The organism is Rhodobacteraceae bacterium D3-12 (assembly GCA_025916135.1).
Taxonomy (GTDB): Bacteria; Pseudomonadota; Alphaproteobacteria; order Rhodobacterales; family Rhodobacteraceae; genus JAKGBX01.
In genome coordinates this window covers 4,246,379-4,270,696 of record CP104793.1, presented here as the reverse complement: position 1 = coordinate 4,270,696, position 24,318 = coordinate 4,246,379, and the positions used below count along the sequence as shown (strand labels likewise).

Below are 24,318 nucleotides of genomic sequence, written 5' to 3'. Positions count from 1 at the left end.
GAATTCATTCTCCAAGAAGCTCCTTGGCATCATCGGCCCGAATCCGTGTGGCGAAGCCGAACTGCATGGCGGCTAGAGAGGCCATGTGCACCGCATCGTCGAAGTCCGCGCAGGCGTCCTCGATCACGTAGGTGCGGTAGTCGCGTTGCCCGATGTCCCGCACGGAGCTTTCGACGCACATCGAGGTCGTCACGCCGCAGACCATCACGCGGGTGATCCCGCGGTCGCGCAGCAGCTGTTCCAGCCCGGTATCGACCAACGCGGAAAAGCGCGGCTTGTCGAGGATCACATCCTCCGGCTCTGGGCTGACCATCTCCGACAGGTGCTCGTCGCCGCTGCCCCGCTCCAGCGCACCGATCCGGGCGAGGTTCGGGCGGATGCTGGCTATCAGTTCGCCGCCGTTGGTGTAACCGGGCTCGAACACCATTCGGGTCCAGACAACCGTCGCCCCGGCGGCCCGCGCGACGTCGGCCAGCGCATCGCACTGGCGCACGGCGGTTTGCAGAGGCGCGAGATCGCGCCCCTGCCGGTCCATCGACCCGCCCGGATCGCAGAACGACACCTGCGGGTCGATCACGATCAGGGCCGTCTGGGCAGCTGTGTGACTCACGAGAAGGCCAGCGCCCGAGCGCTATCGTCGTAGAAGCCCATGTCCGCAGTTTCCGAGATCAGGCCTGCCTTCAACATCAGATTGTAGGCGTTTTCCCAGCTTGCCGGGTCGCTGGCGAGCTGGTCGTCATAGCTGCGCTGGAAGTTGCCGCGGGCATAGTCCAGAACCGCCAGACCCTTGTCCGGGCGCTTGCCCTCCGCGATCTCGTACTTCGCCGACATGGATTCCAGCACCGGCTGAAGGTCCTCGGCGGCCAGCATCGTGCCCAGCGTCTCGTGCACTGCGGCCATGAAGGCCGCGATCGTCTCGCGCTTTTCTTCGAGCTGTGCTTTGGACGTCATGTAGACCTGACCCGGGCAGCGCGCGTATTTGTCGGTCGACCAGGCCACGACGGGCTGGTTGTCGACGCGCAGCTGGAACGCCGTATCGTTGGTGGCGATAAAGCCAGCGATGCGTCCCGCCTTGACCAGTTCGAAGGCGGCGGGGGCGTTGCCCACGACCTCGCGGTTGACGCTGTCTGCGGGAACGTCGGTCGCAGCCAGCATCATGTCGAGGATGTTCTCCGTCGCGCCGGAAGCTGAGACGATGCCGATGGTCTTGCCGGCTATGTCAGCGGGCGAATTGATTGGCCCCTCTTCGGAGGAGATCATGAAGAAAAGGTCGCGTTCGTAAATTTCGCCCACGGCGACGATGGAGGGATCGGTCGCATAGGCCTTGATGAGGTCCGTCCCGCCGGTGCGCGAGATCAGCGCCCGGCCTGCCGTCACCTGCTGAACTGCCATGGACGATCCGCGGCCGCCTTCGATGGTCACGTTCAGGCCGTGCTTATCAAAGACGCCGGAGGTGTCGGCATACATGGTCTCGGAAAAGCCGATCAGGTAGCCAAAGGGCGTCAGGTAGGTCATCTGGGTCAGGTCCCTGGCGCGCGCCAAGCGCGGCATCCCGGCCAGCGCGGTGCCAAGGGCAAGACCCTGTGCGCCCGCGATGAAGGAACGTCTGTTCATATGTAGTTTGGTCATGGTGTCAGTCTTCCCTGTTGCAATACGTTGTTGCGGTGGTCTGCGCGGGGCCTGAGAAATCCGCGAGCAGTCTTGCGGTCCGGTCCGTGGTCCAGCCGCGCTGATAGATGTAGCCGCCGGTAACCTCGACCCGTCCCAGCAGGCCGAGCTCCTCGTCCGGGGCGGAACCGAAATCGATGTGCCCGCTGCCCGCACGGATGTCGGTTTGCCGGACATTGGTGAAACCCAGCTCGAACAGCTGCTCGATGTCGTCCACGTCGGGCGACGGGCTGGCGATGTAGCGATAGAGGAACGTCGCTCCGCCGTGACCGGCATGGCCTCCAGTGGGATGCCGCCGTTTTCCAGCGTGACCGACAGGCTGAGAACCCGGTTCCCATGCCGTGAGACGATGCCGCCCAGCTTCAGATCCTGACCTGTCAGCGCGGGGTTCGACCGCTGCGCGCGTGTGCGGTCGATCGACCCCAGCCGCTTGCCCCAGCCGAAGATCGCGCCCATGCCTAGCGACCAGTCCCGATCGACCCAGACGAGCGCCGAGAACCGGCCGACCCGGTCGCCGTACCGGCAATAGAACCCCAGCACGCATTCGTTGTAGGAGGAGCGCGACGGATCGGCCCAGATCTGGTCGGGCTGATGCGAACTGACCTTGGCCATTTCGGCGATCATCACCCATCCGGCCCCGTCTTCCAGCGGCTCCAGACCCGGCGGCAAGAATTGTGCGACGGCGCTCGGATCGGCGCGAAAATTGACGTGAAGCGCGTCACAACTGATGTGATGCGGCAGCGGCTCGACCAGCGAGGACCGCCCGCTCGCGGTGCGGGGCCAAGACTGGCCATTCCAGGGTCTGGTGCGCGGAGAGGTCATCGAATCATTCACTTTGTTCTATTTATATATCATTATAACAAAGATAGCAGACCGATCAAGTTATTCTTGGGTTCGTGTGCGGATCGCGCCGTTGGATTGCCCAAATTGAAGGCGTCCGATCAGGCGGCCAGCACACTGTGCACCATGAACTTCAGACGCTGGCGTATGGTGTCTCGATTGACCGGTGACTGCATCAGCAGGCAGACGGACAGGTCGTGCTCAGGGTCGATCCAGAGACAGGTGCCCGACAACCCGTTCCAGCCGAATTCCCCGACGCTTGCGGGGTAGTTGGGCGTCCCCGGTTCCAGTCGCACGAGGACTCCGAGCCCGAACCCCTGCCCCCGCTCAGGTGTCGGCGCCATGGACCCGAGCAGCGCGACGTCCGGGGCGAAACGCACCCCTTCGGGCAGTTGGTTGCGGGTCATTTCGGCAAAGGTGTCAGGGCGCAGAATCCGGTGGCCGTCGAGGCTCCCATGACCCCGCAGAAGCGCTGCGAAGCGGTCCATGTCGGGACCCGAGGCAAACAGCCCATGCCCGGCCGATAGCCAACCGGCTTCGTAGAAATTGCGCGATCCGAGGACGGGGATCTCTCCGGTCACCGGGTCGGGCATGGGCTCCGCGATCCGCGACACATCGGCAGGGCGGAAGGCCGCATCCCGCATCCCGACAAGGTCGAACAGCTCCCGCCGGCAGATCGCCTCCAGGTCTTCGCCGGTGATTTCTTCCAGTAGCCAGCCCAGCACATCCGTCGACATGCCGTAGCCAAACTGCGTGCCGGGATCGGCCGTCAGTGGCAGGGTCTCCAGTTTGGCCAGTAAGTCGTCCCGCGTCTGATCGTGGTCCGCCATCCCGACGTCCTGATAGGCCAGCTGCACCGGCGCGTCGGAGAACTGGCCGTAGGTCAGCCCGGAGGTATGGCGGAACAGGTCACGCACGGTCATCGGCCTTACCGGGTCAGCCCGCTTCGGGCCGTCGGCCCCCGGACCCGTGGTGGCTCCCTGCATCCCGGCGAGGCCGGGCAGATAGTGATGGACCGGAGTATCAATCTCTAGCGCGCCCCGCTCGACGAACCGAAGCGCGACTACGGAAGAGACGATCTTGGTCAGGGAGGCGAGACGAAACAGCGTATCGGAGCCAAGCGTCGCACCGGTCGCCGGGGTGCGGACCCCATCGCTCCAGATGTGATCCGTTCCGGCATGATGAATGGCGATGCGCGCGCCGGGAATCTCGCCCGCCCCGATCATCGCTTGGAAGGCGTCGAAGACGGGGGAGAAGCGGCTCATGCCCCGCCGTCCCGGTCCGGCAGTCGCGTCGCCAGTTTCGCCTTCAGCACCTTGCCGGCACTGTTCCGCGGCATGTCGTCGAGCGAGACGAAAAGCGCCGGCACCTTGTAGGGGGCCAGCTGGCTTCGGCACCAGTCGGTCAGCACCTCTGCGTCCGTAGGGCCCTCGGTGACCACGAAGGCCGCGACCTCTTCGCCCAGCGTCTTGGACGGCCAGCCGACCACCGCCGCGTCTCGCACCGACGAATGGTCGCGCAGGATCGTCTCGATCTCGCCGGGGTGGATGTTGACCCCGCCCCGGATGATCATGTCCTTGGTGCGCCCGCGCAGGGTGATATGCCCCCCGGCGTCAATCTCGGCCAGATCACCGGGATAGAACCAGCCGTCGTGGAAGGCGTCGCGGCTGGCTTCGTCATCCATGTGATAGCTGTCCGCCACACCGGGACCGCGATAGCGGAACCGGCCAACCTGCCCGGCCGGCAGGGGGGTATGGGCGTCGTCGACAACCTGTGCCTCGACGGCAAAGACCGGGCGGCCGACGGAATCCGGCGCATGGGTCCGCGTCGCCGGGGTGGAGATCGACACGCCCCCGCCCTCGGTCGAAGCGTAATATTCGATGAAGTTCGCGCAGACGCGGGTGCAGAGGTCGCGCCGCTCCTCCGGGTCCAGCGGCGCCCCGCTTGAGATCAGCGTCCGCAGGGCGCGGGCAGGTGCCAGCACCGCATCCGCCTCAGCCAGCAGCTTGCGCAGCTGAGTCGGCACGAGGAAGGCGCTGGTCGCCCGGGTGCGCGCCAGTTCAGCCAGCAGGTCGGGGGCGCGGAAGGGCGGCGGGAACAGGATCACCGTCCCGCCCGAGAACAGCACCGACATGGCAAAGGTCCGCCCGCCGCCGAAATAGAGAGGCGTGGCCGAGACGTAGCGTTCGGAGGCGTTCAGCCCGATGTTCATCCAGTGGGTCCAGAACCGTCGGAGCATGTGCGCATGCGTGATGAGCGGCCCCTTAGGCCTGCCGGTCGTGCCCGAACTCAGCGACAGCAGCAGTGGCGCGTCCCCGCCCGGCGCGATCGGAGTGGCCCCCTGCCCCATCGTTGCTGCCATCGAGGCGCAGGCCACGCCGACAAGCGGCGCCGCGTCGGTCTCTGCCAGCACCAGCGTGCAGCCGAAGTGCATCGCGAGGCGCTGCTGCTCTGCCCGGGTCCAGCGCAGGTCCATCGGCAACAGCACGGCACCCATCCGGATCACCGCGAAGTTCGCCACAAGGTGATCGATACTGTCCGACAGGCAAACCCCGACGAGGTCACCCGGTCGAATGCCGCGCTCCAGCAGACCTGCGGCCAGATCGCGCACCCGCGCGGCAAAATCGGCATGTGTGACGGTTGTCGTCCCGGCGATTACGGCCGGATGCTCGGGCTGGGCCCGGGCGTGGATCTCCAACGCCTCCGCGAGGTTCATGTCAGCCCTCCAGCCCGTAGATGCGCAGCACGTTGTCGCGCAAGAACTTGCGTTTGGGGCCCGGCCGCAGGTTCAGGGCGTCGATCTCCTCCATGGTCCGCCGGAAGTCCAGAACGGGGAAATCGGTGCCGAAGATGACTTTGTCCTGCCCGTAGGAGTTGATGTACTTGACGAAGCTCTCGGGCCAGTACTTGGGCGAATGCGCGTCCGATCCGATGAAGACATTCTCGTGCTTCCAGGCCATGGCGATCATCTCGTCAGTCCAGGGGATTCCGACATGAATGCCGATCAGCTTCAGTTCGGGCAGATCGCAGGCGACACTGTCGAGGGTGATCGGGCGGCCGACGCTGCGGCGCGGATAGCTCTTGTCGTAGACCATTGACTGGCCGACCTGCAGCTGGATCGGCACGTCCAGTTCGATGCACTTGGCGTAGAACGGGTAATAGCGCGCGTGGTCCGGCGCCAGCTCGAACCAGTGCGGATAGAGATGCGCCCCGATGAAACCGTCATCGCGGATCGCGGATTCCATTGCACGGACACCGGCCATGCCCTCGGTCGGGTCAACACCGGCAAGGCCAAGGAACCGGTCGGGATGAGCTTGCACTGCGTCCGCCACCAGCTTGTAGGGCACATGGTAGCAGGAGCGGTGCAGCCGGGGGCCGACCTTGGCCGCAATCAGGAAGGACTTCTCGATACCGACGGCATCCATGCGGCGCAGCATCTCCTCCAGCGAGATTCCGTCGAAGGTATTCTGATCGACCTTCATCTTTCCCGTGTAGAACTCTTCGCGGTCGGGACGGCCAGCCAGCGCTTCGTCTGTCCAAATATTCACCACCGCGTCGATGGCACCGTAGTCTTGGGTCATGTGCGTGTTGCCTTATCATTTGACTTATTGATATAACATTAACAACAGTGCGCCGCAGCTGACAAGACGGATTCAGATCCAGCCGCCCCTGCGCCCAATCTTTTGGCAGAAGGAGCCGCCCATGCCTCGTGTCGCCGCCGCCCATTGCGCGCCCGTGGCGCTGGACAAACCCGCCGGAATAACCTTGGCCTGCGAGACGATCGCTCGTGCCGGGGCCGAGGAGGTCGAGCTGCTGGTGTTCCCGGAGACCTTCATTCCCGGCTTCCCCTACTGGATCAACCTCTACCCGCCCGGACAGCAGCACCCGATGTATGTCACCTACCTGGCGCAGTCCGTCGACATCGCCGCCGGAGAGCTGGAGCCCGTCTGCCAAGCCGCGCGCGACGCCGGGGTCGCCGTGGTGCTCGGTCTGTCGGAACGGGTCGGCAGCACGATGTTCAACGCCCAGGCCTTCATCGCCGCGGACGGCAACCTGACCGGGGTTCACCGCAAATTGCAGCCGACCTACGCGGAGCGGATGCTCTGGGGGCGTGGGGACGGCAGCGGACTCTTCGTCGCAGACTGGCCGGTCGGACGCACCGGCGGCCTTATCTGCTACGAGCATATGCTGAACCTCCCCCGGCAGGCGCTGATCGACATGGGAGAGCAGATCCACTGCGCAAGCTGGCCGACCTTTGCACCCCTGTCCACGCGCGGCGGCGCCTATGATCGGCAGGTCGAGGTACTCATGTCGGCCCATGCCCTTACGGCCCAGTGCTTTGTCGTCATGGCGCAGAACCATATCACGCCGGCCTACATCGAACGGATGCAGGCGGAGCTGGGTCCGCAGACTTCCCTCGGCACCGGGGGCGGCCGCTCCGCGATCTGGGGACCCGACGGCAGCCTCCTCGCCGCGTCGCCGGATGGCGCGGGCGACATGCTCGTCATTGCGGATCTCGACCTTTTCGCCAATGACCGGGCCCGGCCCTGATCGACGGGGCCGGCCATTCCGCCCGCCCGGATGTCCTGCGCCTGCAGATCGATCGCAGGGCGCAGACCCCGCTGGAGGACATGCCCGCGCGCAAGGTGTGAGAGGCAATGTCCGGATACCAGCCCCCTGCCTCGCAACACTTCGGATGGCCAGGCCGTAGGGCCGCAGCCTGGTCGGGACTGATGCTGTAACCGCCCCCGACGACATTGATGTGGTTTTGTGGCTTTGTATGGACTCACAAAGGAGAGCGGTCATATCGGAGATTATCACAGTTGGGCTCGATCTGGCGAAGATTGTATTCTAGGTTCATGGAACAGACGGCGCAGGTCGGGCAGTTGTGCGCAAGAAGCTACCGCGCGCTCAGGTGCTCGCGTATTTCGAGGAGTTATCGCCTTGCGTCGTTGCGATGGAAACCTGCGGCGGTGCGCATTACTGGGGCCGCGAGATTGACAAGCTGGGCCATGAGGTGCGGTTGATCCCGCCAGCCTATTTGAAGCCATTTGTCAAACGTCAGAAGAATGATGCGGCGGAGTGTACATCCAGATCAGGATAGCGGACTGAGTAATTCGTTTGGTCCAGCGCGGTTTTGAATGGCCCGTTGTCCTGGGCAATCAGGGCCTAGCCGATACTCGGCATGTTCAACAGCCCAAGCGGATCACGTTTCCCAAGCGCCTATAACATGATGTCGCAACTCTCATCCAAACTTAGCTCACTCGCTTGCAAACTAGGTACCGTGGCCGAGGGCGAGGGCGAGGGCGAGGCCCGAAGAAACGCCTCCGGCTTATCTTTCAATTTGATCTCGCGGAGATTCACCTCCAGACCCGCGCTCAACACCGCCATTCGCGCCCGCATTGCATAGGGGCAGCGCCTAAAGGTCCACAGGATCGGTCGCGGTATGGTCAAAGTATCTTGGGGTTATTGGTCCACTTTATGGGGAATGACGTTCGCCCGTAGAAAGAAAGTCCTGCTTAGGCTCAAACGAAAAAAGAAGGACGGCTCTTGCAAGCCACACCGCAGCGGCATCCCCTAGCGGCGAGGGCCGCAAAGGTTCGAAAACTTTTTGAAGGCTGGCAAGACTGTAGCATCGTGAGTGTCTATGTGAAAATGGTTGACAAATCCGTGGACAACGCTTCACCGCGCGATAGCATAATATGTGGAAGTGTTTTGGTTTTAGAAGGAACGATGCCTTGTTTGTAAAGTTGCAATCGGGAGGCAGTCGCCTTTGGATAAAATCCGTTATCATTGCCTGCGTATTAGGAGTTTGTGCAGCTGCGCTAGCGTTCTTTCAGTTTCTTCCGAGCGTCGTCCAAGATCTTTCCGCCGTATTTGCCGACAAAGTAGAAGGCGTTTTCGATATTCTTCGCTCCCGCGGCTTTTTTCAAGATCCTGAGTTGGCCAAGGCGCTCAAAATATTTGCCGCTGTTGGATTGGTCTCAGTGGGGCCAATTCGCGTTCTTGTTCCATTGGTTTGGCCAGAGCCGCCCGACATCTTGGACATGGAAATTTCACGTCAAAAAACCTATTCAGATGACCCATTATTCGAAGGTGCGGCCTTGGTCGGACGCGACGAAGAACTAAGCGCTCTGATGCGGTTCGCGGGTGGACATGCCGGCGATGGGCCGTGCTGGATGGTCCTTTCGGGCGCCCACGCGGCAGGTAAGTCCAGGTTGGCCAATGCATGGCTGCGCAGACTTCGCGGGTTGGGCTGGGATGTTGGCTATCTGGCAAACGGATCGATAGTCGAGATCACCACAGCTCGGTTTCGCCGGCACAAGAAGACAGCCATTGTCATTGATGAATTCGCAAGACGACAATTTGGCACCGAAGCGCTTGATGAATTGCTCAAGAAAGAAGTCTACCTTCGCGTTCTGATCGTCGACCAACTGCCACCAGAGCTGACCGATGACCGCGACCCGACCACGATCAACAGCCTGCGCGACAAAGAACAGCCGCCGCTTGCTCTGTCCGATCTGTCGGATGAGCATCTCCGCCAGATCAATGCCCAAGCCTCGGATGATCTGATCCGCAAGGCTGGTGGGCGCCCTCTTTATGTCCTTTTGGGCGAAGATGTTGAACGGACCCTACGCGCCCGTGTGAACGAGCGTCTGGCCGGTGAGGGCGAGGGTGCCGCCGCCTATCTGGCCTTCGCGGCCTGGGCCGGCCCCTGCGGCGGCGTCGACTGGCGGGCTGTGTTCGGCAAAGCATTTCCCGTTCGAGCAAGGATGAAACTACACGGGTACGAAGACACCCGCTTGATCAAAAATTATACTCCGCCCCTGTTGCCCGATCCATTCGCAGATTTCGCCGTGCTGCATTTTCTGGAAACCATGGGCGAAGGGGGCTGGGAAGACATCGCGGCCGCTGCCGCTCAGGCAAACCCAATAGCCTATTTTGAACGGTTGGTCAGCCTGAGTTCGGGCCCCGGCGCAAGCAGATACAGACCATTTAGCAACCAACTTTGGCGCGTATATGAAACCCAAGCACCTGAGCATTGCGAGGCGCGCATCGCTGAATTCAACAACGAACTTGCGCAACCGGTACCTCGGCTGGAGGTGTTGGAGCGTCTCGCGAAAGTCCGAATGTTGGAATATGAAACTCAGCTGTGCCTTGCTAAGGCCTATGTCAACAAGATTAGTTCCTGCGGCGAAGCACAGCGATTTGAGGATCTGGAGCGATGGGGCGCGCGCCTGTTGGCGCTGGCGGAGGACGCTGCTTGGAAGGCCGGTCAACCCATTCAACTGCAACTTGCTATGGCCTCAGTCAACGCGATCAATTCCTACGGAAAAGCACAGCGGTTTGAGGATCTGGAGCGATGGCACGCGCGCCTGTTGGCGCTGGCAGAGGACACTGCTTGGAAGGCCGATCATCCCATTCAACTGCAATTTGCTATGGCCTCAGTCAACGCGATTAGATCCTATGGCGAAGCACAGCGATTTGAAGATCTGGAGCGATGGGGCGCACGCCTGTTGGCGCTGACTGAGGACCCTGCTTGGAAGGCAGATCAACCCACTCAACTGCAACTTGCCAAAGCCTCCCTCAACGCGATTAGTTCCTATGGCGAAGCGCAGCGATTTGAGGATCTGGAGCGATGGGGCGCGCACCTGTCGGCGCTGTCGGAGGATACTGCTTGGAAGGAAGATCAACCCATGCAACAGGCCCTTGCCGAGGTCTCCCTTAACGCGATTCATCACCACGGCAAAGCGCAGCAGTTTGAAGATCTGGAGCGATGGGGCGCGCACCTGTTGACGCAGACGGAGGACACAGCTTGGAAGGCAGATCATCCCATTCAACTGGCACTTGCTGTGGCCTCAGTCAACGCGATTGCTTCCTACGGTGAAGCACAGCAGTTTGAGGATCTGGAGCGATGGGGCGCACCCCTGTCGGCGCTGGCTGAGGACCCTGCTTGGAAGGCCGATCAACCCATTCAACTGCAACTTGCCAAAGCCTCCCTCAACGCGATTAGTTCCTATGGCGAAGCGCAGCGATTTGAGGATCTGGAGCGATGGGGCGCGCACCTGTTGGCGCTGACGGAGGACACAGCTTGGAAGGCCGATCATCCCATTCAACTGCAACTTGCCCGGGCCTCCGTCAACGCGATTCATTACTACGGCAAAGCGCAGCGGTTTGAAAATCTGGAGCGATGGGGCGCGCACCTTCTGGCACTGGCGGAGAACCCTGCTTGGAAGACCGATCAACCCATTCAACTGGAACTTTCTATGGCCTCCGTCAATGCGATTGGCCCCTACGGTAAAGCACAGAGATTTAAGGATCTGGAGCGATGGGGCGCGCACCTGTTGGCGCTGGCGGAGGACCCTGCTTGGAAGGCCGATCAACCCATTCAACGGGAACTTTCCAAGGCCTCCGCAAACGCGATTCACTTTTATCCAACCGGTCCTAGATACGGCGCTTGGCGGTCAGTCCTGCAGCGGTGTGTGGACCGAAACCCACAAAATTTCGAAATCGCGAGACGTGCAGCAGATTGCAGTATTTTTCCGAGTGCTGGCCAATCAAGCACTCATCCGCAGCGAATTCTCCCGACCCAACCGGTCGCTTAGCGATTTGCTAAGAGGTTTTTAGCTCTACTAACGCGCAGAGAGATTTAAAATGACCACAGATCGCACTGTTTGTGCAAACGGCGGCTAAGTGTGTTGTTTCCGCAGTATCAAAGCATTTCAGCCATTGTCCGAAACGAGCCGAGATTGTCCGGCTTTGCTTTTTCATATTATCGCTGCGCACCGATATAGAGGCCATAGGCGATCAATGACCGTGCTTCATTTGGGAAAAGATGCAACGCTTACGACTGGAAACGTGTTACACACTTGATCCGTCAGCTACCCAAAGGAACTCCCTTTTCACCATAGATCTGGTCGCACACGTCATGTTGGGTTGCGAGTCATACCTCTAGTAGGTGTTGAATAAGGTAAGTGATGGCAGCACGTAAATGGGGGCCACAAAGGGGGCCCATTCTGCGCGTTGTAAAGCAAGATATTGAGAAACAATCACAAAGTTTGTTTGAATGGTGCCCAGGAGAGGACTCGAACCTCCACATCGTTGCCAATACTAGCACCTGAAGCTAGCGCGTCTACCAATTCCGCCACCTGGGCAGGTGTCGTAGGCCGTGCATTTACGCGTGGGGGTGGGCGGTGTCAACGGGGTATTCATCCAAATCACGCAGTATGACATAGCACCTTGTCCAGAAGCCCACAGAGGGCTAGGAAAGGGCAACGCGCAGGATTAGCTGGAGGCCGGCCATGAGCAAGCTTGTAACCATTTATGGCGGATCAGGATTGTAGGGCGCTATGTTGCGCAGAAACTGGCCGCGAAGGGTTGGCGGGTGCGGGTTGCCGTGCGCCGCCCCAATGAGGCGATATTCGTAAAGCCATATGGTGTGCCCGGCCAGGTCGAGCCGATTCTGTGCAATATTCGTGATGATGCCAGTGTGGCCGCCGTCATGCGCGGTGCAGACGCGGTGGTGAACTGCGTTGGCACATTCGACCGCACGGGGCGCAACAATTTCGATGCGGTTCAGCACGAGGGCGCTGCGCGCGTTGCAAAGACGGCAGCAGCGCAGGGCGTTGAGACGCTTGTGCATATTTCCGCGCTGGGATGTGACCGGGACGAGCAAAGCGAATATGGCGCGTCGAAGCGTGCGGGAGAAGCCGCCATTCTTGACGCCTTTCCAACGGCGATGATCGTTCGACCCAGCGTCATTTTTGGCAATGAAGACGGGTTCTTTAACCGCTTTGCCGCGATGACGCGGTTGGGGCCGGTTTTGCCGCTGTTCGGAGGCGAGACCAAGTTTCAGCCGGTGTATGTGGAAGATGTAGCCGCGGCGATGGTGATTGGCGTCGAAGGCGGCGCGCAGGGTGTCTATGAGCTGGGCGGGCCGGACGTAAAGACGCTGCGCGGGTGGATTGATGTCATGCTGGCGTCTGTGAAGCGTCGCAAGTTGGTTGTGAACCTGCCGTTTTGGATTGGGCGGTTGATGGCGTTCGGGTTTGACATGATGCAGGCGGTGACGCTGGGCCTGTTCAAGAACGGCGTTCTGACGCGCGATCAAGTCAAACAGCTTCGCAATGACAATGTGGTCAGCGATGCTGCGAAAGGGTTTGCCGATCTGGGCATTTCGCCCGTTGCGGCGGAGGCCGTGATCGACAGCTATCTCTGGCGGTTCCGGCCCAACGGGCAATACGACGCGATCCGCGATTCGGCCAAGAACCTCAAGGTTCACTAATTTCCCTAGCGGATTGTCCGAGCGGGCGAGAGGCCCCGGGTCAGGCCCGGGGCGCGTGCCTTGGTGAGCTCAGCTTAGAGCCTGAAACTCAACCCGGCGGTTTTCATCCGCTTGCGGGTTGTTGGCATTGACCGGGAAGCGTTCGCCAAGGCCCAGAGTTTCGAGCCGTTCCGCCGAGATGCCGCATTCTTCGGTCAGGTGGCGGGCCACCTCGCGGGCGCGCAGGATCGAAAGGCGTTCGTTATATTCATCGGTGCCTTTGGTGTCGGTATGGCCGACGATGCGGATCTTGTTGATCGGCGAGGTTTGCAGCACGATGCACATTTTTTCGAGCTTGGGCGTTTGCGAACTGTCCAGTGCGGCGGAATCAAAGCCAAATTCGATGTGCAGGTTGACCTGCAACTCAGGCTTGAATTGCCCATAAACCACCGGATCGGAGGTCGAAGCCTTGGTCACTTGCGGTGTGTTAGAGACTGGTTTTGGCTGTGACACAGGCACTGTGGTGGTCACGGTGGCGCCGGTATCGGCCGTAGGCGCAGTGGGCTTGGTCGGCACCTGCACCTTGGCCACGCTTGTTGTTGTCGTGGCTGTTGGGCTTGTGTCGGTTGGAGTGGGCGTTGTCGGCGCGGTGGGCGACGTTGCCGTCACCACCACTTGTTGGCCGCGCGCATCCGTCTTGATGTCATCAACGGTGATCAGTTTCAGGCCGCGATCTTGTCCGCCGCCGAGGCCGCGGGTTTTGACCGATGTGAACGCCTGAAGCTGTCGCTCAAAGGCGTTGCGGATGTCTTCGACACTCATGTCGTCTTGGGCAATGGCAGGGGCGGCAATGAAGTGCAGCGCGCCAGCCAGCGCGAGAACTACGGAATTTCGCATTTATGCACCTATAAAAAATAGAGTCTTGTATGGGGTAATACCTAGGGTATCATCCTATGGAATTCAATTCAGCCTTATTATTTTGAGATAGTGTTCCATGTGCGATTTGCAAGCCGTTCCCAAGGCCGGTTTCCGTTTTGCGGGGGTTTAGATGACTGCGCCGACCACCAGAATTCCGCCGATGAGGCCCCTCGCCCCCGAGTTTTACGGCGCCGGGATGACCCATGCGGGTGTGGTCAGGGAGCGCAATGAGGATTCCATTCTGACCGATCCATCGGGCGCGTTATGGGCGGTGGCGGACGGGATGGGCGGCTATGGCAATGGCGATGTGGCGTCGGACATTTTGATCGAATGCCTGTCGACCGTTCCGGATGAGGCGCTGGCCGGGCCGGCGTTGCAGGGGCGGGTCGAAGAGGCGAACCGGCGCATCAGGGCGCATTCTCTCAAAGCATGCACCGGCAACATCGGAGCCACGGTGGTGGCGATGATGATCCAGAATTCGGTGGCGCATTTGGCATGGGCCGGGGATTGCCGCGCCTATCTTATGCGCAGCGGGCAGTTGCGGCTTTTGACCCATGATCACACGGTGGTTCAGGATCTGGTGGATCAGGGGCTGCTGTCGGAAACCGGGCGCGATGACCACCCGGAGGCGCATGTGGTGACCCGTGCCGTCGGGTTTGGCAATTCGGTCGAGCTTGATACCCGCGCGGTGCCGCTTGTTCCGGGGGACCGGATATTGCTGTGCAGTGATGGGCTGACGGCGTGCCTTGGGGATCAGGAAATTGCCGATACAATGGCCGTTGCCCCGCGCCCCGAGGCGATGTGCCACCAATTCATTACCGCCGCATTGGACGCCGGAGCGCCGGACAACGTATCGGTCATTGGTGTGTTCGCGAGGGCGGGCTGATGCGGGAAGGCACATTGATCGGGCCGATCATCATCGCGATCGGGTTGATTTTTGCCGCGATTTCATTTGCGTTGGTCGGGGCGCTGTTGGAAACCGCCGATGGCAGCGCCGAGCTTCGGCTTGAGCGGACCGAAGCGGCGATGGGGCGATTGCAATCCGAGCAGGACCAGTTGCGCGCCGACCTTCAGGATGCGCGCGCCGAAATTGAGCGGCTGAGCGAAGATATGGCGCTTAGGGCGTCGCAGCCGGTGGTGGCGCCGAATGTCGTGATCAATTCACCCACAGTTGGAGGCGATGGTGCTGGCGGGGACGGGCCGGGGATTGAAGCGCCAACGGAAAAGATGCTGCTGGCCAAAGCGCGGTTCAACAAGGGTGTGACCCAACCGGGCAATCGCGTGATGCTGGAAGTCTTGGGGCATCCGAGAAAAAGCTATGGCACCAATTGCCAGCCTGTGACCAACCCCAAGATCAAGGCGCTGTTGGAAACGCGCCAAATCGGACCGATCCGGGTGACGATGGTAAAGCCCGCGTTAGAGTCGCTTGAACGGATTTTCAAACAGCTGGAACAGGACGAGCCGGACCTTGCGGCCAAGCTGGGCACGGCGGGCGCGCTGTGTGCGCGGCTTATTCGCGGGTCGAGCCGCTCGGTTTCGAACCACTCATGGGGCACGGCGATTGATGTGAAGATCGAAGGCAAGCTGGACCCGTTTGCCGATGGCAGCACCCAGTTCGGTTTGCTGTTGCTGGCCGAGCTGTTCAACGACGAGGGCTGGTTTTGGGGCGCGACGTATAATCGCGAAGATTCGATGCATTTCGAAGTGGGTGTCGAAACGCTTCGCAAATGGAAGGCGGAAGGGAAGCTTTGAGCCATGGCCCGCCGCGATAACAGCCGCACCGCGTCGCCTTATGCCCGCGCGGCAGCGCCGGTTTGGGCTGTACTAGAGACGATTGAGCGCCGTGCGCAGGATGGTGAACAGCGGCTTGCCGAAGAGATCGCGGCGCTGTTGGATCAGTTCGAATTGAACGCCAAACGCGGCGGGGCGCCGGACGCGACGCTGAAGCCTGCTCGATATGCGCTGGCGTTATTGTTTGACCGGCGGGCGCGGCAAATCCGGGGATTGCGGCTCTCAACCTGGTCGGTTCATGCCGGGCGGCGGTTGTTTGATGGGCATGATATTTCGCTGGATCGGGTGCAGGACTTTCGCGACACCGCGCGGCGGCAAGGGCGCGAGTTTGACGCGCTTGAGCGGTTTCTGGACGAGGTGATCGGGCGGATCGACGGGTTGCGCCGCGCGCCTCAGGTCAAGAAATCCGGCAATTGGGGCGCGTGGATTGCGGTGTCGGCGGTGCTGTTCCTTTTGGCGATTGGCGGGTATGCCTGCTTTATCGAATATCGCTTTCAATCGCGGCTTTCGGCGGAGTTAGAGACTGAAATCGTCGCGATCGGGTTGGACCGCGATCCCGAGGGCGCGGAGTTGATCACGCGATTGACCCAATTGGCCGAGACCAAGGCACGGGTGCGCCGCGCGGTTCAGAAAGCGCCGTTCAAACGCGCCGTGCGACTGCCGTTTTTTGACGCGGAAGCCAAGGCCGAGGCGCTTTATGCCAGCGAGGTGACTGCGCGGGTGCCGCGGGCGGTGGGCGATGCAATTGAACAGGCGATTGCGACCGAAGGCGACGGTATCGTGCTTTATGATGCGCTGAGGGCCTGGGCGGTTCTGAGCGGCGATAACGATTGGCAGCGGGCCTATGTCGTTGGCTGGCTGGAGGATCACGAGGGCGACTTGGGGCTGAGCGGGCTGGCGGCGCATGCCGATGCTCTGAACGGGCCGGACACCGAGCTTTTGGCGCGCGACCCGGTGCTGATGGATCAAGCGAGGCGATTCGCGGCAGAGGTCGAAGAGCCAGACGTTGCATGGCTTGAGCTATTGCGGGCCGAGGACACCCGCGCCCTGCCCCGCTGGAACCCAGCGGTCGAAGTGCCGGGATTGAGCGACGTTGTCGTACGGCGGACCGGCAAGCCGGTGAACGCCGGGATGCCGGGGCTGTTTACACAAACCGGGTGGACCCACGCGCGGGAGTTCGGGATCGGCCTCGCTGTGCAGCGGGCGCGCGATGTCGCACAAGGCGTGACGGGGCAGCCCCTTACTCCTGTCAATGCCTCGCCCGATCTGGTGCTGGATCGTTTGCATGACAACACCATTGCGCGGTGGCGCGCGTTGCTGGCCGATCTTAGGGTAAAGCCCTTTGCGCGGCGACAAACGGCGATTGAAGTGTCGGGCAAGCTTTCACTTCCGGATAATCCGATTTCACGGCTTTTGGGCAAGGTTTGGATCGAATCCGGCGGAACAGATCGCGGTCGTAGTCATGAGCAGCAGCTGCGCCTTGCCCGCACGTTTGGTGCGATGATCCAATATGTCGAGCAAGGGCGTATGGCCGAGATTTCGCGGCTGTTTTCGACTTTGAATGTCGCGCTCGGCTCGATCGATCTTGATGCGGAACGCGGCAGTCAGCGTTTGATGACGTGGCAGGATACGGCGCAGTCTATTCAGGCGCTGAAGGCCGCGCCGAGCATCGTGGTGCAGATCGCCGAGGATGTGCTGGCGCAATCGGCGGCTTCCCAGACCGAGGACGGCTCTAACCCGTTGACCCGGCAATGGCAGCAGTTGGTGTATCCCGCCTGCCGCCAGATTATCGAGGGGCGTTATCCGTTTGGTGATGGCGCGGATGCGGATTTGAATGCGGTGGCGTCGCTTTTGGCGGCAAACGGGCAGTTGATCGTTTTCGCCAGAGCGACTGCGTTGCCTCTGTTAGAGACTGATACAAGCCCATGGCGTTGGAAGCCGGAGGCACGGTTTGCCGGGTTAAAACCGGAAAGCGCGGTGTTTTTTGAACGCGCGTTCGCCGTGTCGGATGCGCTGTTCGGGAGCGAGGGGCGCGTCGGGATGACCCTTACTCTTGCGGCATTGGCCGAGCGAGGTGAGACCGTGTTTGCCATTGGCGGCGTGGGCGCGCCGGTGCGTGCGCGGGGCGAGCCGGCAGTGTTGCAATGGCCCGGACCAGAGCCGCAAAAGGGATTGGAAGTGGCCTTTAAAGACGGGACAGACAGTGCCCGAATTCTGCATCAGGGGATGTGGGGGTTGATGCGGCTGATGGATGGCTTGCGCCTTAGGCTGCGCGACAAGGGAGAGCGTGTATTGTTGGACCTGCGCACCAGCTCCGGGCGGATTTTCCTTGAGATGGGGTTTGAGAGGCCCAACAATCCGGTCTCTTCAAAGGGTCGCATACGGGGGTTTTCCTGCCCTGCGGCGCTGTAGCTTTTGCGGTAAACTAAAACGAATCCGAGTATACTCTTTAAGAATTACATATTTCAGAAGTGATTTTGCCCCTTATTTGCCCCTTAAGAGGAGGCCAGAAAAATGGTTTTGGAACGCTTTATCGAGGTAACCACCCCTCTGGACGACGCGTTAGAGTTTGAATCGCTGATCGGGGAAGACCGCTTCAGCCAGTGTTTTCGCTTTGAGTTGAGCCTGCAGTCGGAGGACCCTGAGATTGCCTCGAAGGCGCTTTTGGGCGAGGAGATCAACGTCAAGATCGCGCGAACCCAGAGTGAGGACGAAGAGCCGCGGTTTTTTCACGGGTTGGTGGATCAGTTCCGGTTTCTTGGCAACGACGAAGGCGGAAAGTTCAAATATCAACTCGTGATGCGACCGACGTTCTGGTTTCTGTCCAAAACCATGGACAACCGGATTTTTCAGAGCATGTCAGTGCCTGATATCGTTGCTGCGGTGCTGGACGAAGGCGGGGTGTCGAATTACCGGATCGAGCTTACTGGGAGTTATGAAGCTCGCGAGTATTGTGTCCAGTATGGCGAATCCGATCTGGCGTTCGTGCAGCGTCTGCTGGAGCACGAGGGGATGTTTTATTACTTTGAATTCCGCGATGGCGAGCATGAGATGGTGATCTGTGACAAGATTCGCGATCTTCCAGCCGCGCCGGCCTGCGAAGAGATCAGGTTTGAGCAAGGTAGCGTGCAGCGCACCGGCGAGCAGAACATGATCACGCGGCTGGAGCGCACGGACACGGCATCGCCTGCGAAATGGGTTCACACGGATTACGATTTCGAGAAGCCCTCGGCCGATTTGATGGCAACCTCGGATATGGGCGGGCGGCATACCGGCGATGAGCAGGAACGCTATTTCTATCCCGGGAAGTACATCGAGCACGGGCGCGGCACCGATTTGGCCGATGTACGGATCGAGGAAGAGCGGGCGATGAGCCAGGTTATCCACGCCAGCAGCACCGCGATCCCTCCGCATTCGGGGCATAGTTTCAAATTAATCGACAGCCCGCGTGAGGCGGACAACATCGAATTCGCGATCATCGGCGCCAAATATGAAATCTGGGAGGGGCAATACACCGCCGGATTGGCGAGCGACGATCAGGAGCAGGGGTTCCGTGCGCAATACGAGTTGGTTCCGCTGGATACGCTGTACCGGCCCGCGCGAGTCACGTCCAAGCCGGTGATGAAGGGTCCGCAGACCGCTGTGGTGGTTGGCCCGTCCGGCGAAGAAATACACACCGATGAATATGCCCGCGTGAAGGTTCAGTTTCATTGGGACCGCCAAGGTGGGAGCGACGAGAATTCGACCTGTTTTATCCGGGTCAGCTCGGTCTGGGCCGGGTCCGGTTGGGGGTTCATTCAGATCCCGCGCATCGGTCAGGAGGTGATTGTCGATTTCCTTGAGGGAGATCCCGACATGCCGATCATCACGGGCCGGGTTTATAACGCCGAACAGATGCCGCCCTATGACCTGCCCGCGAATGCGACGCTATCAGGGTGGAAGTCGAATTCCTCGCTTGGTGGGGGCGGCTGGAACGAGATGCGGTTCGAGGACAAGAAAGGCGAGGAGGAAGTCTATTTCCAAGCCGAGAAAGACCACAACGAGTTGGTCAAGAACAACGAGAGCCGCCATATCGGCAATGATTTCTTGGAAGACATCGGCAATGACGCGACCCAGAACGTGCATCACGACCGGACCGAGACGGTGGACAACAACAAATCCACCACAGTGGGTGTAAACCGCGATGTGAGCATCGGGGCGAATGATACCGAAACGGTTGGCGCGGAGCGGAGCCTGACCGTCGGGGCGAATGAAACGATCACCATCGGGTCAAGCTCGACCGAAACCATCGGGTTGAACCACACGCAGACCGTGGCCGTGGCGCAGACCGTGACGGTGGGTGCCGTGCGAGCGGATTCGGTTGGCGGCGCGGAGACGCGGCAGGTGGGGGCGTCACAGTCTAACTCGATCGGCGCGACGCGCTCTATGAGCGTGGGCGCGGATCAGTCGCATGAGATTGGCGCGACCGATGTGTGGAAAATTGGTGCGGATCAGACGATTGACATCGGGTCAGGACAAAAGCTTACCATTGCCGAGGATCAGACCATCGAGATGGGTGGTCAACGGGCTGAAAAGATTGGCAAGTCGAGCGGGATCGAGATTGGCGAAGACCTGTCGATTACGGTTGGTAAGGATCTGATCATCGAGGCCGGTGACAGCATCGTCATCAAGGTCGGCAAGGCCGCCATTTCGATGAAAAAGGACGGCACGATCAACATCGAAGGCAAGGATATTTCCACCAAAGGCAGCGGGAAGATCAACGTGAACGCCTCGAAAGACATCACGATGAAGGGCAGCAAGATCAATCAGAACTGATCTGATTTTCGCCAAAGAGCGCCGGGATCAAGGTCTCTGGTGGGCCGGATTGCCTGTCGCTCCAAAGGATCGGCGCAGGGGCCGGTGTGCCGCCAGTCGCAGGGTCGGGAATTGAATTCAACGCAGCGAGGAGCGTGTCAGCGTCGTATTCGCCGCGCACGGCGCGCGACAAGGCAACAGCGGCGAGGTTGGCCCATTGATCAGCCGTCTCGCGCGTCGCGCCATGCGCCGGGGTGCAGGCCAGAATAGGAAACTCGCGCCCCGGTAAATCGATGCTGGGACCGATCACCACAACAAGCGGTTCGTCAGGTGCATCAAGCACGCCCCGCAAGCCGCCGGGCGGCCAAAGGTCGGGCATATTCGCAGCACTAGCCAGCCAGCGGGTGAGCCATGCGTCAAGCCAAGATCGGTGACCGGCCAGCAAACCGCGTGCGAGGAAATCACCCCGGGTTGGAAGCTTGCCAAAAAACCCCGCCACCGGATCAGAACCCGCGCGGGCAGGTGAAGCCGGAGAACATCTTGAGGTCGAAGGGGTTTTCGACCGAGTTTGCGCGCAGTTCAAACCTGCTGGAAAAACCACCGACCGAGAGCGAGAGGTTGAAGACCTCAGGCAGGGCCGTTTTGCCGAGGCGCCCGCCGCGGATCAGACGCAGGAAGGCCCAGCTTCCGGTTTCGCGGGTAAAGCGTTCGGCGGTGCCGTCGACCGGCGCGAAGCTGAGCGTGATGACGCCGGTGCCATCGGGGCCGGGCCATGTCATCGGCATGGGGCGGGTGACGGAGTTGAAATAGGTCAGCACCTGCCCATCGACATTGAGGGTCACGCGTGAGGCATTGGCCGAAAGATCCTTGGGCTCAAGCGAGAAGGCCATGACCGGACCCGCGCCGCCGGGGAACAGCGCGTCACGCATAGAGCGGGCGTTTTGGAACGGCGCGAGCAGTTTGGCATCGAGACCAAAGTCAGAGCGCCACGTCCAAGGCCGCGTGGTGGTGTCGATGTATTTCAGCAGGTGGTCGTTAATATAGCCGTCAATCAGCCCGCCCGCCCCGAAGAGACGCGAGAAGTCCTGGGTGTTCACGTCGATCTTGGAGCGCTGATCGAAGGGATAGCGCCCTTGGGTGGCAGAGAGGCAGAAGGGCATGACATCGGCGCGCCAGCGGGCGTTGAGTTGGGCAATCACCGCGTCACGGGTGACGGAAATCGTGTCACCCGCAATCCCGGCGAGCCAGTCATCAATCGGGTCGGGCAGGGTTTGCGCGACAACAGCAATCGCCCCGGTGAGCTGTGGCAGGCCGCCACGCGCCAGAAGGGCGGCTTGCGGATCGGGGCTGGCTGCGACGGTTTGAAGTTCGTTCGACAGAGCGGTGAGCGCCGCGACTGCATCGGTGAGCAGGGGCGGTTGGCCGTCGACCTCCTCGACTGCGCCACGAATGGCGATGAAGTGATCGGCCACAGGTTTGCCGGGCAATTCCGCCGGGCCACCAGAGCCGCCGGTTTTCTTGGCGATCTTGGTGCCCTTTTTAACCAGCTTGCCGAGTTTACCCAGTTTGGAGGCGACCTTTGAGACGCCTTTGGGCACGCCGCCGCCTTCGCCTTCGGGCGGGGGCCGGGTGAGGTAGGTTTCCGTCACCACCGCTTCGAGCAGGCGTTTCAGGGCGCTATCGGCAGAGGCGAGGTCTTTGAGGTTTTGCCGGGCGCGCGCCAGATCGGTGATCGGGGCGAGGCGCACATCGCGCAGGAAGCCGTCCCACTGGGCGATGAAATCATCATAGTAGAGTTTGAGGATGTCCTTTTCGAGCAGGCCCGCAGAGGTATCCGAGCTTTCGGCGCAGCCACCTGCAAAAACGGCGCGGTCAAGCGTGGCTTGGGCGGCGATTTCGGGCACGAGGGGGAGGGCCTTTTCGTGGAAGCCTTTGAAGGTGAAGGCGCCGGGCAGACCGACGCGGAGGGTTTTCTCGGATACACGCGTCAGGACGCGCGCGCCGTTGGGGCCGGCGAATTCTGCCGGTATCCAATCGTCGATCCCGGCCACGTCGGGGTGGGCGCGAAGGGTGCGGTAGGCGCGAACCGAAAGCGGAATGGTGCAGATCGAGTCGAGCGCGACCGAGACGAGTTGTTCGTCTGGTTTAATCTTGTCAGTTTCACCTGCGATGCGTTCAAGTGCGGCGAGTTGGTGATCGACGGATTGATCGGTCGGGAACGGATCAATCGGGGCGAATTCGGGCAAGGTTGTCTGCCACCATGTGCCGACGAATTCGGTGTCATAGGGCGCTTGGCCGGTCATCATCTGATAGGATTTCAAAGCCCCGAGCAGGAATTCAGGGTCGCGCGAATGCCGCCACATCGTCGCTTCGAGCAGGGCCACCATGCGCGGTTCAAGGATGTTGCGCAGGGTGTGTTCGTAGGCGATTTTATGCGTCTGGGTGAGTTCCTTTTCCGCCGTTGGTCCGGCGAGGGTGAGCGGGCTTGTCGCGATCAGCGTTTGCGCGTTCAGCGTTTCATTCGCCGCCTCAAGCGCAAGGTTGAGATCGAGCGGATCGGTCGGCGCCTGCCGCGCGGCCACGTTGGAGAGGCGCGAGGAAAGCTTGGTCAATTGCCGTTCTTGATCCGTAAGGCCACCGGAGTAGCGCAGGAAAGAAAACAGGAACAGTGTGCACGCAACAATCGTGATCAGCGCCGCGCCAGCCATGGTGCCGCGCCAAAGCCAGCGGCGGCGCTCTTCGGCACGGGGATCGAAACGGCCAAGGCCGGCTTCGGGGAAGATGAGATCGGTCAAGAGACCGCGCAAAAAGAAGCTTCGCTTTTCACCATAGGCGCGGCGTTCGGGGGCGGGGGCGGACAGGCCCAGCGAATGCGACATGCCCGCCATCATCCGGTCAATGGGTGAGCCTTCTTGGGTGGCGGAGGTGAAGTAGAAGCCGCGCAGCCACGGGGTTTCCTCATACCGGCTTTCGCCAAAGACAGCATCGACCAGCACCTTGAGCGGGCCGGTGAGTTGGTCAAGCTGTGACGGAAAGCGGAAGGTTTCGGCGCGTTGATCAAGCGGGGCATCCGCCGAGAGCCGCCCGATCAGGCGGTCTTCGAGCGAGGATTGCAACGCTTTCATCTCACGCTCGACCGTGACGCCATCGACCCGGTCAGCGGTGCCGAGGGTCGCGCCCCAGACCTGTTCCCGCTCGCGGCTGGACATATCGCCAAAGAAGCTTTCGAACCCCGGCACGAGATCGGCCTTGGTGATCATGAAATAGACAGGGAGTTTGAGTTCGAGCGAATTGGACAGCTCGTTCAGACGTTTGCGGATGTCGCGGCCGTGTTCACGGATCGAAGCTTCGTCACCGGCAAGTTCTTGCACCGAGATGGTCAGAACCACGCCATTGAGTGCGCGGCGACCGCGGTGTTTGGTCAAGAGGTTAAGAAAGCCGCGCCATTCGGCGGCATCGACCTCAGGGTCGCTTCCTTGTTCGGTATAGCGCCCGGCAGTGTCGATCAGAACCGCATCTTCGGTAAAGAACCAGTCGCAATTCCGGGTGCCGCCGACCCCTTTGAGATCGTCCGAGAGGTCAATCGGGAAGTGCAGGCCGGATTGACGCAAGGCGGTGGTTTTGCCCGTGCCGGGCGGGCCGATGATAACATACCACGGCATGTCGCGCAGGAAGCGGCGACCACCGAGTTTGCTGCGCTTCATCTGGGTGAGCACGTCCTGAAATTTGGTATTGATCTCGGCGACGTTCTCTTCGCCGGGGGCGCGTTCAGCTTCCATTGTGGGCGCGGCGAGTTCGGCAACGAAGGCCTGATTGGCGCGGGCGGCGCGGAGTTGGCGCAGCAACATCAGGAACAGCCAGAGGATCAGGATCACACCAATCGCGATCAGCTTGGCCATGTCCGAGCCGAGCGGGGCCACGTCGCCGACGCTGACCAATCCACCAAAGAACCAGATCAGCGCGCAGAGGATCGCGATTCCGACCGCTGTCCAGAAGAAGCGGGAGAGGAAGAAGCCAAGGATTTTCTTCAGCACACCCATGCG

General features: G+C 61.0%; 15 protein-coding genes, 1 tRNA gene and 2 pseudogenes. 8 read left to right on the top strand and 10 right to left on the bottom strand.

Going from position 1 to position 24,318, the window contains the following annotated elements; all coding sequences use genetic code 11:
• Positions 1–4 precede the first annotated feature (4 nt).
• The 5 genes from N4R57_20875 to N4R57_20855 all read right to left on the bottom strand — a co-directional run bounded on the left by N4R57_20875 (position 5) and on the right by N4R57_20855 (position 6,089).
• Positions 5–577: a cysteine hydrolase gene (locus N4R57_20875; protein UYV37366.1), complete on the bottom strand. Its 573-nt coding sequence runs from the start codon at positions 575–577 to the stop codon at positions 5–7.
• Between the two features lie 29 nt (positions 578–606).
• Positions 607–2,502 (bottom strand): acetoacetate decarboxylase family protein, encoded by a 1,896-nt coding sequence (locus N4R57_20870; protein UYV37365.1) that lies wholly within the window; start codon positions 2,500–2,502, stop codon positions 607–609.
• A 107-nt stretch (positions 2,503–2,609) separates the two neighbouring features.
• The gene (locus tag N4R57_20865) at positions 2,610–3,773 is read right to left on the bottom strand and encodes a beta-lactamase family protein (protein UYV37364.1); all 1,164 of its coding nucleotides are present in this window, start codon (positions 3,771–3,773) and stop codon (positions 2,610–2,612) included.
• On the bottom strand, positions 3,770–5,224 hold the full coding sequence (locus N4R57_20860) for an acyl--CoA ligase (GenBank protein UYV37363.1): 1,455 nt from the start codon (positions 5,222–5,224) through the stop codon (positions 3,770–3,772). Before N4R57_20860 ends, N4R57_20865 begins: the two co-directional genes overlap by 4 nt.
• 1 nt (position 5,225) lies before the next feature.
• Positions 5,226–6,089 carry an amidohydrolase family protein gene (locus N4R57_20855; protein ID UYV37362.1) on the bottom strand — a complete coding sequence of 288 codons (864 nt, stop codon included), beginning with the start codon at positions 6,087–6,089 and terminating at the stop codon, positions 5,226–5,228.
• A 121-nt stretch (positions 6,090–6,210) separates the two neighbouring features.
• Here N4R57_20855 and N4R57_20850 point away from each other — a divergent pair, with 121 nt between their 5' ends.
• On the top strand, positions 6,211–7,059 hold the full coding sequence (locus N4R57_20850; protein UYV37361.1) for a carbon-nitrogen hydrolase family protein: 849 nt from the start codon (positions 6,211–6,213) through the stop codon (positions 7,057–7,059).
• Positions 7,060–7,312: 253 nt separating this feature from the next.
• Positions 7,313–7,591: pseudogene (locus tag N4R57_20845) on the top strand (IS110 family transposase).
• A gap of 140 nt (positions 7,592–7,731) precedes the next feature.
• On the opposite strand, the gene N4R57_20840 reads toward N4R57_20845, so the two are convergent.
• The gene (locus N4R57_20840; protein UYV37360.1) at positions 7,732–7,962 is read right to left on the bottom strand and encodes a glutathione S-transferase N-terminal domain-containing protein; all 231 of its coding nucleotides are present in this window, start codon (positions 7,960–7,962) and stop codon (positions 7,732–7,734) included.
• A gap of 284 nt (positions 7,963–8,246) precedes the next feature.
• Here N4R57_20840 and N4R57_20835 point away from each other — a divergent pair, with 284 nt between their 5' ends.
• Positions 8,247–11,114 carry an ATP-binding protein gene (locus tag N4R57_20835; protein ID UYV37359.1) on the top strand — a complete coding sequence of 956 codons (2,868 nt, stop codon included), beginning with the start codon at positions 8,247–8,249 and terminating at the stop codon, positions 11,112–11,114.
• Between the two features lie 462 nt (positions 11,115–11,576).
• Here N4R57_20835 and N4R57_20830 read toward each other — a convergent pair.
• A tRNA-Leu gene (locus N4R57_20830) sits at positions 11,577–11,663 on the bottom strand.
• Between the two features lie 147 nt (positions 11,664–11,810).
• On the opposite strand from N4R57_20830, the pseudogene N4R57_20825 reads away from it, so the two are divergent.
• A pseudogene (locus N4R57_20825) lies at positions 11,811–12,793 on the top strand (complex I NDUFA9 subunit family protein).
• A 69-nt stretch (positions 12,794–12,862) separates the two neighbouring features.
• On the opposite strand, the gene N4R57_20820 reads toward N4R57_20825, so the two are convergent.
• A complete protein-coding gene (locus N4R57_20820; GenBank protein ID UYV37358.1) occupies positions 12,863–13,669 on the bottom strand; it encodes an OmpA family protein in 807 nt (268 codons plus the stop codon).
• Between the two features lie 151 nt (positions 13,670–13,820).
• Here N4R57_20820 and N4R57_20815 point away from each other — a divergent pair, with 151 nt between their 5' ends.
• From N4R57_20815 to vgrG, 4 genes are all read left to right on the top strand, one after another.
• Complete coding sequence (locus N4R57_20815; protein UYV37357.1) at positions 13,821–14,576, top strand: protein phosphatase 2C domain-containing protein; 756 nt, start codon at positions 13,821–13,823, stop codon at positions 14,574–14,576.
• A complete protein-coding gene (locus N4R57_20810) occupies positions 14,576–15,442 on the top strand; it encodes a M15 family metallopeptidase (GenBank protein ID UYV37356.1) in 867 nt (288 codons plus the stop codon). The genes N4R57_20815 and N4R57_20810 overlap by 1 nt, the downstream gene beginning before the upstream one ends.
• Positions 15,443–15,445: 3 nt before the next feature.
• Positions 15,446–17,893: a DotU family type IV/VI secretion system protein gene (locus N4R57_20805; protein ID UYV37355.1), complete on the top strand. Its 2,448-nt coding sequence runs from the start codon at positions 15,446–15,448 to the stop codon at positions 17,891–17,893.
• A 102-nt stretch (positions 17,894–17,995) separates the two neighbouring features.
• Positions 17,996–20,296: a type VI secretion system tip protein VgrG gene (gene vgrG, locus N4R57_20800; protein ID UYV37354.1), complete on the top strand. Its 2,301-nt coding sequence runs from the start codon at positions 17,996–17,998 to the stop codon at positions 20,294–20,296.
• Here the strand turns inward: vgrG and N4R57_20795 are convergent.
• Positions 20,283–20,774, bottom strand: coding sequence for a type VI secretion system-associated protein TagF (locus N4R57_20795; GenBank protein ID UYV37353.1), 492 nt, complete (start codon positions 20,772–20,774; stop codon positions 20,283–20,285). The genes vgrG and N4R57_20795 overlap by 14 nt on opposite strands.
• 4 nt (positions 20,775–20,778) lie before the next feature.
• The gene (gene tssM, locus N4R57_20790; GenBank protein UYV37352.1) at positions 20,779–24,315 is read right to left on the bottom strand and encodes a type VI secretion system membrane subunit TssM; all 3,537 of its coding nucleotides are present in this window, start codon (positions 24,313–24,315) and stop codon (positions 20,779–20,781) included.
• Positions 24,316–24,318: the final 3 nt, after the last annotated feature.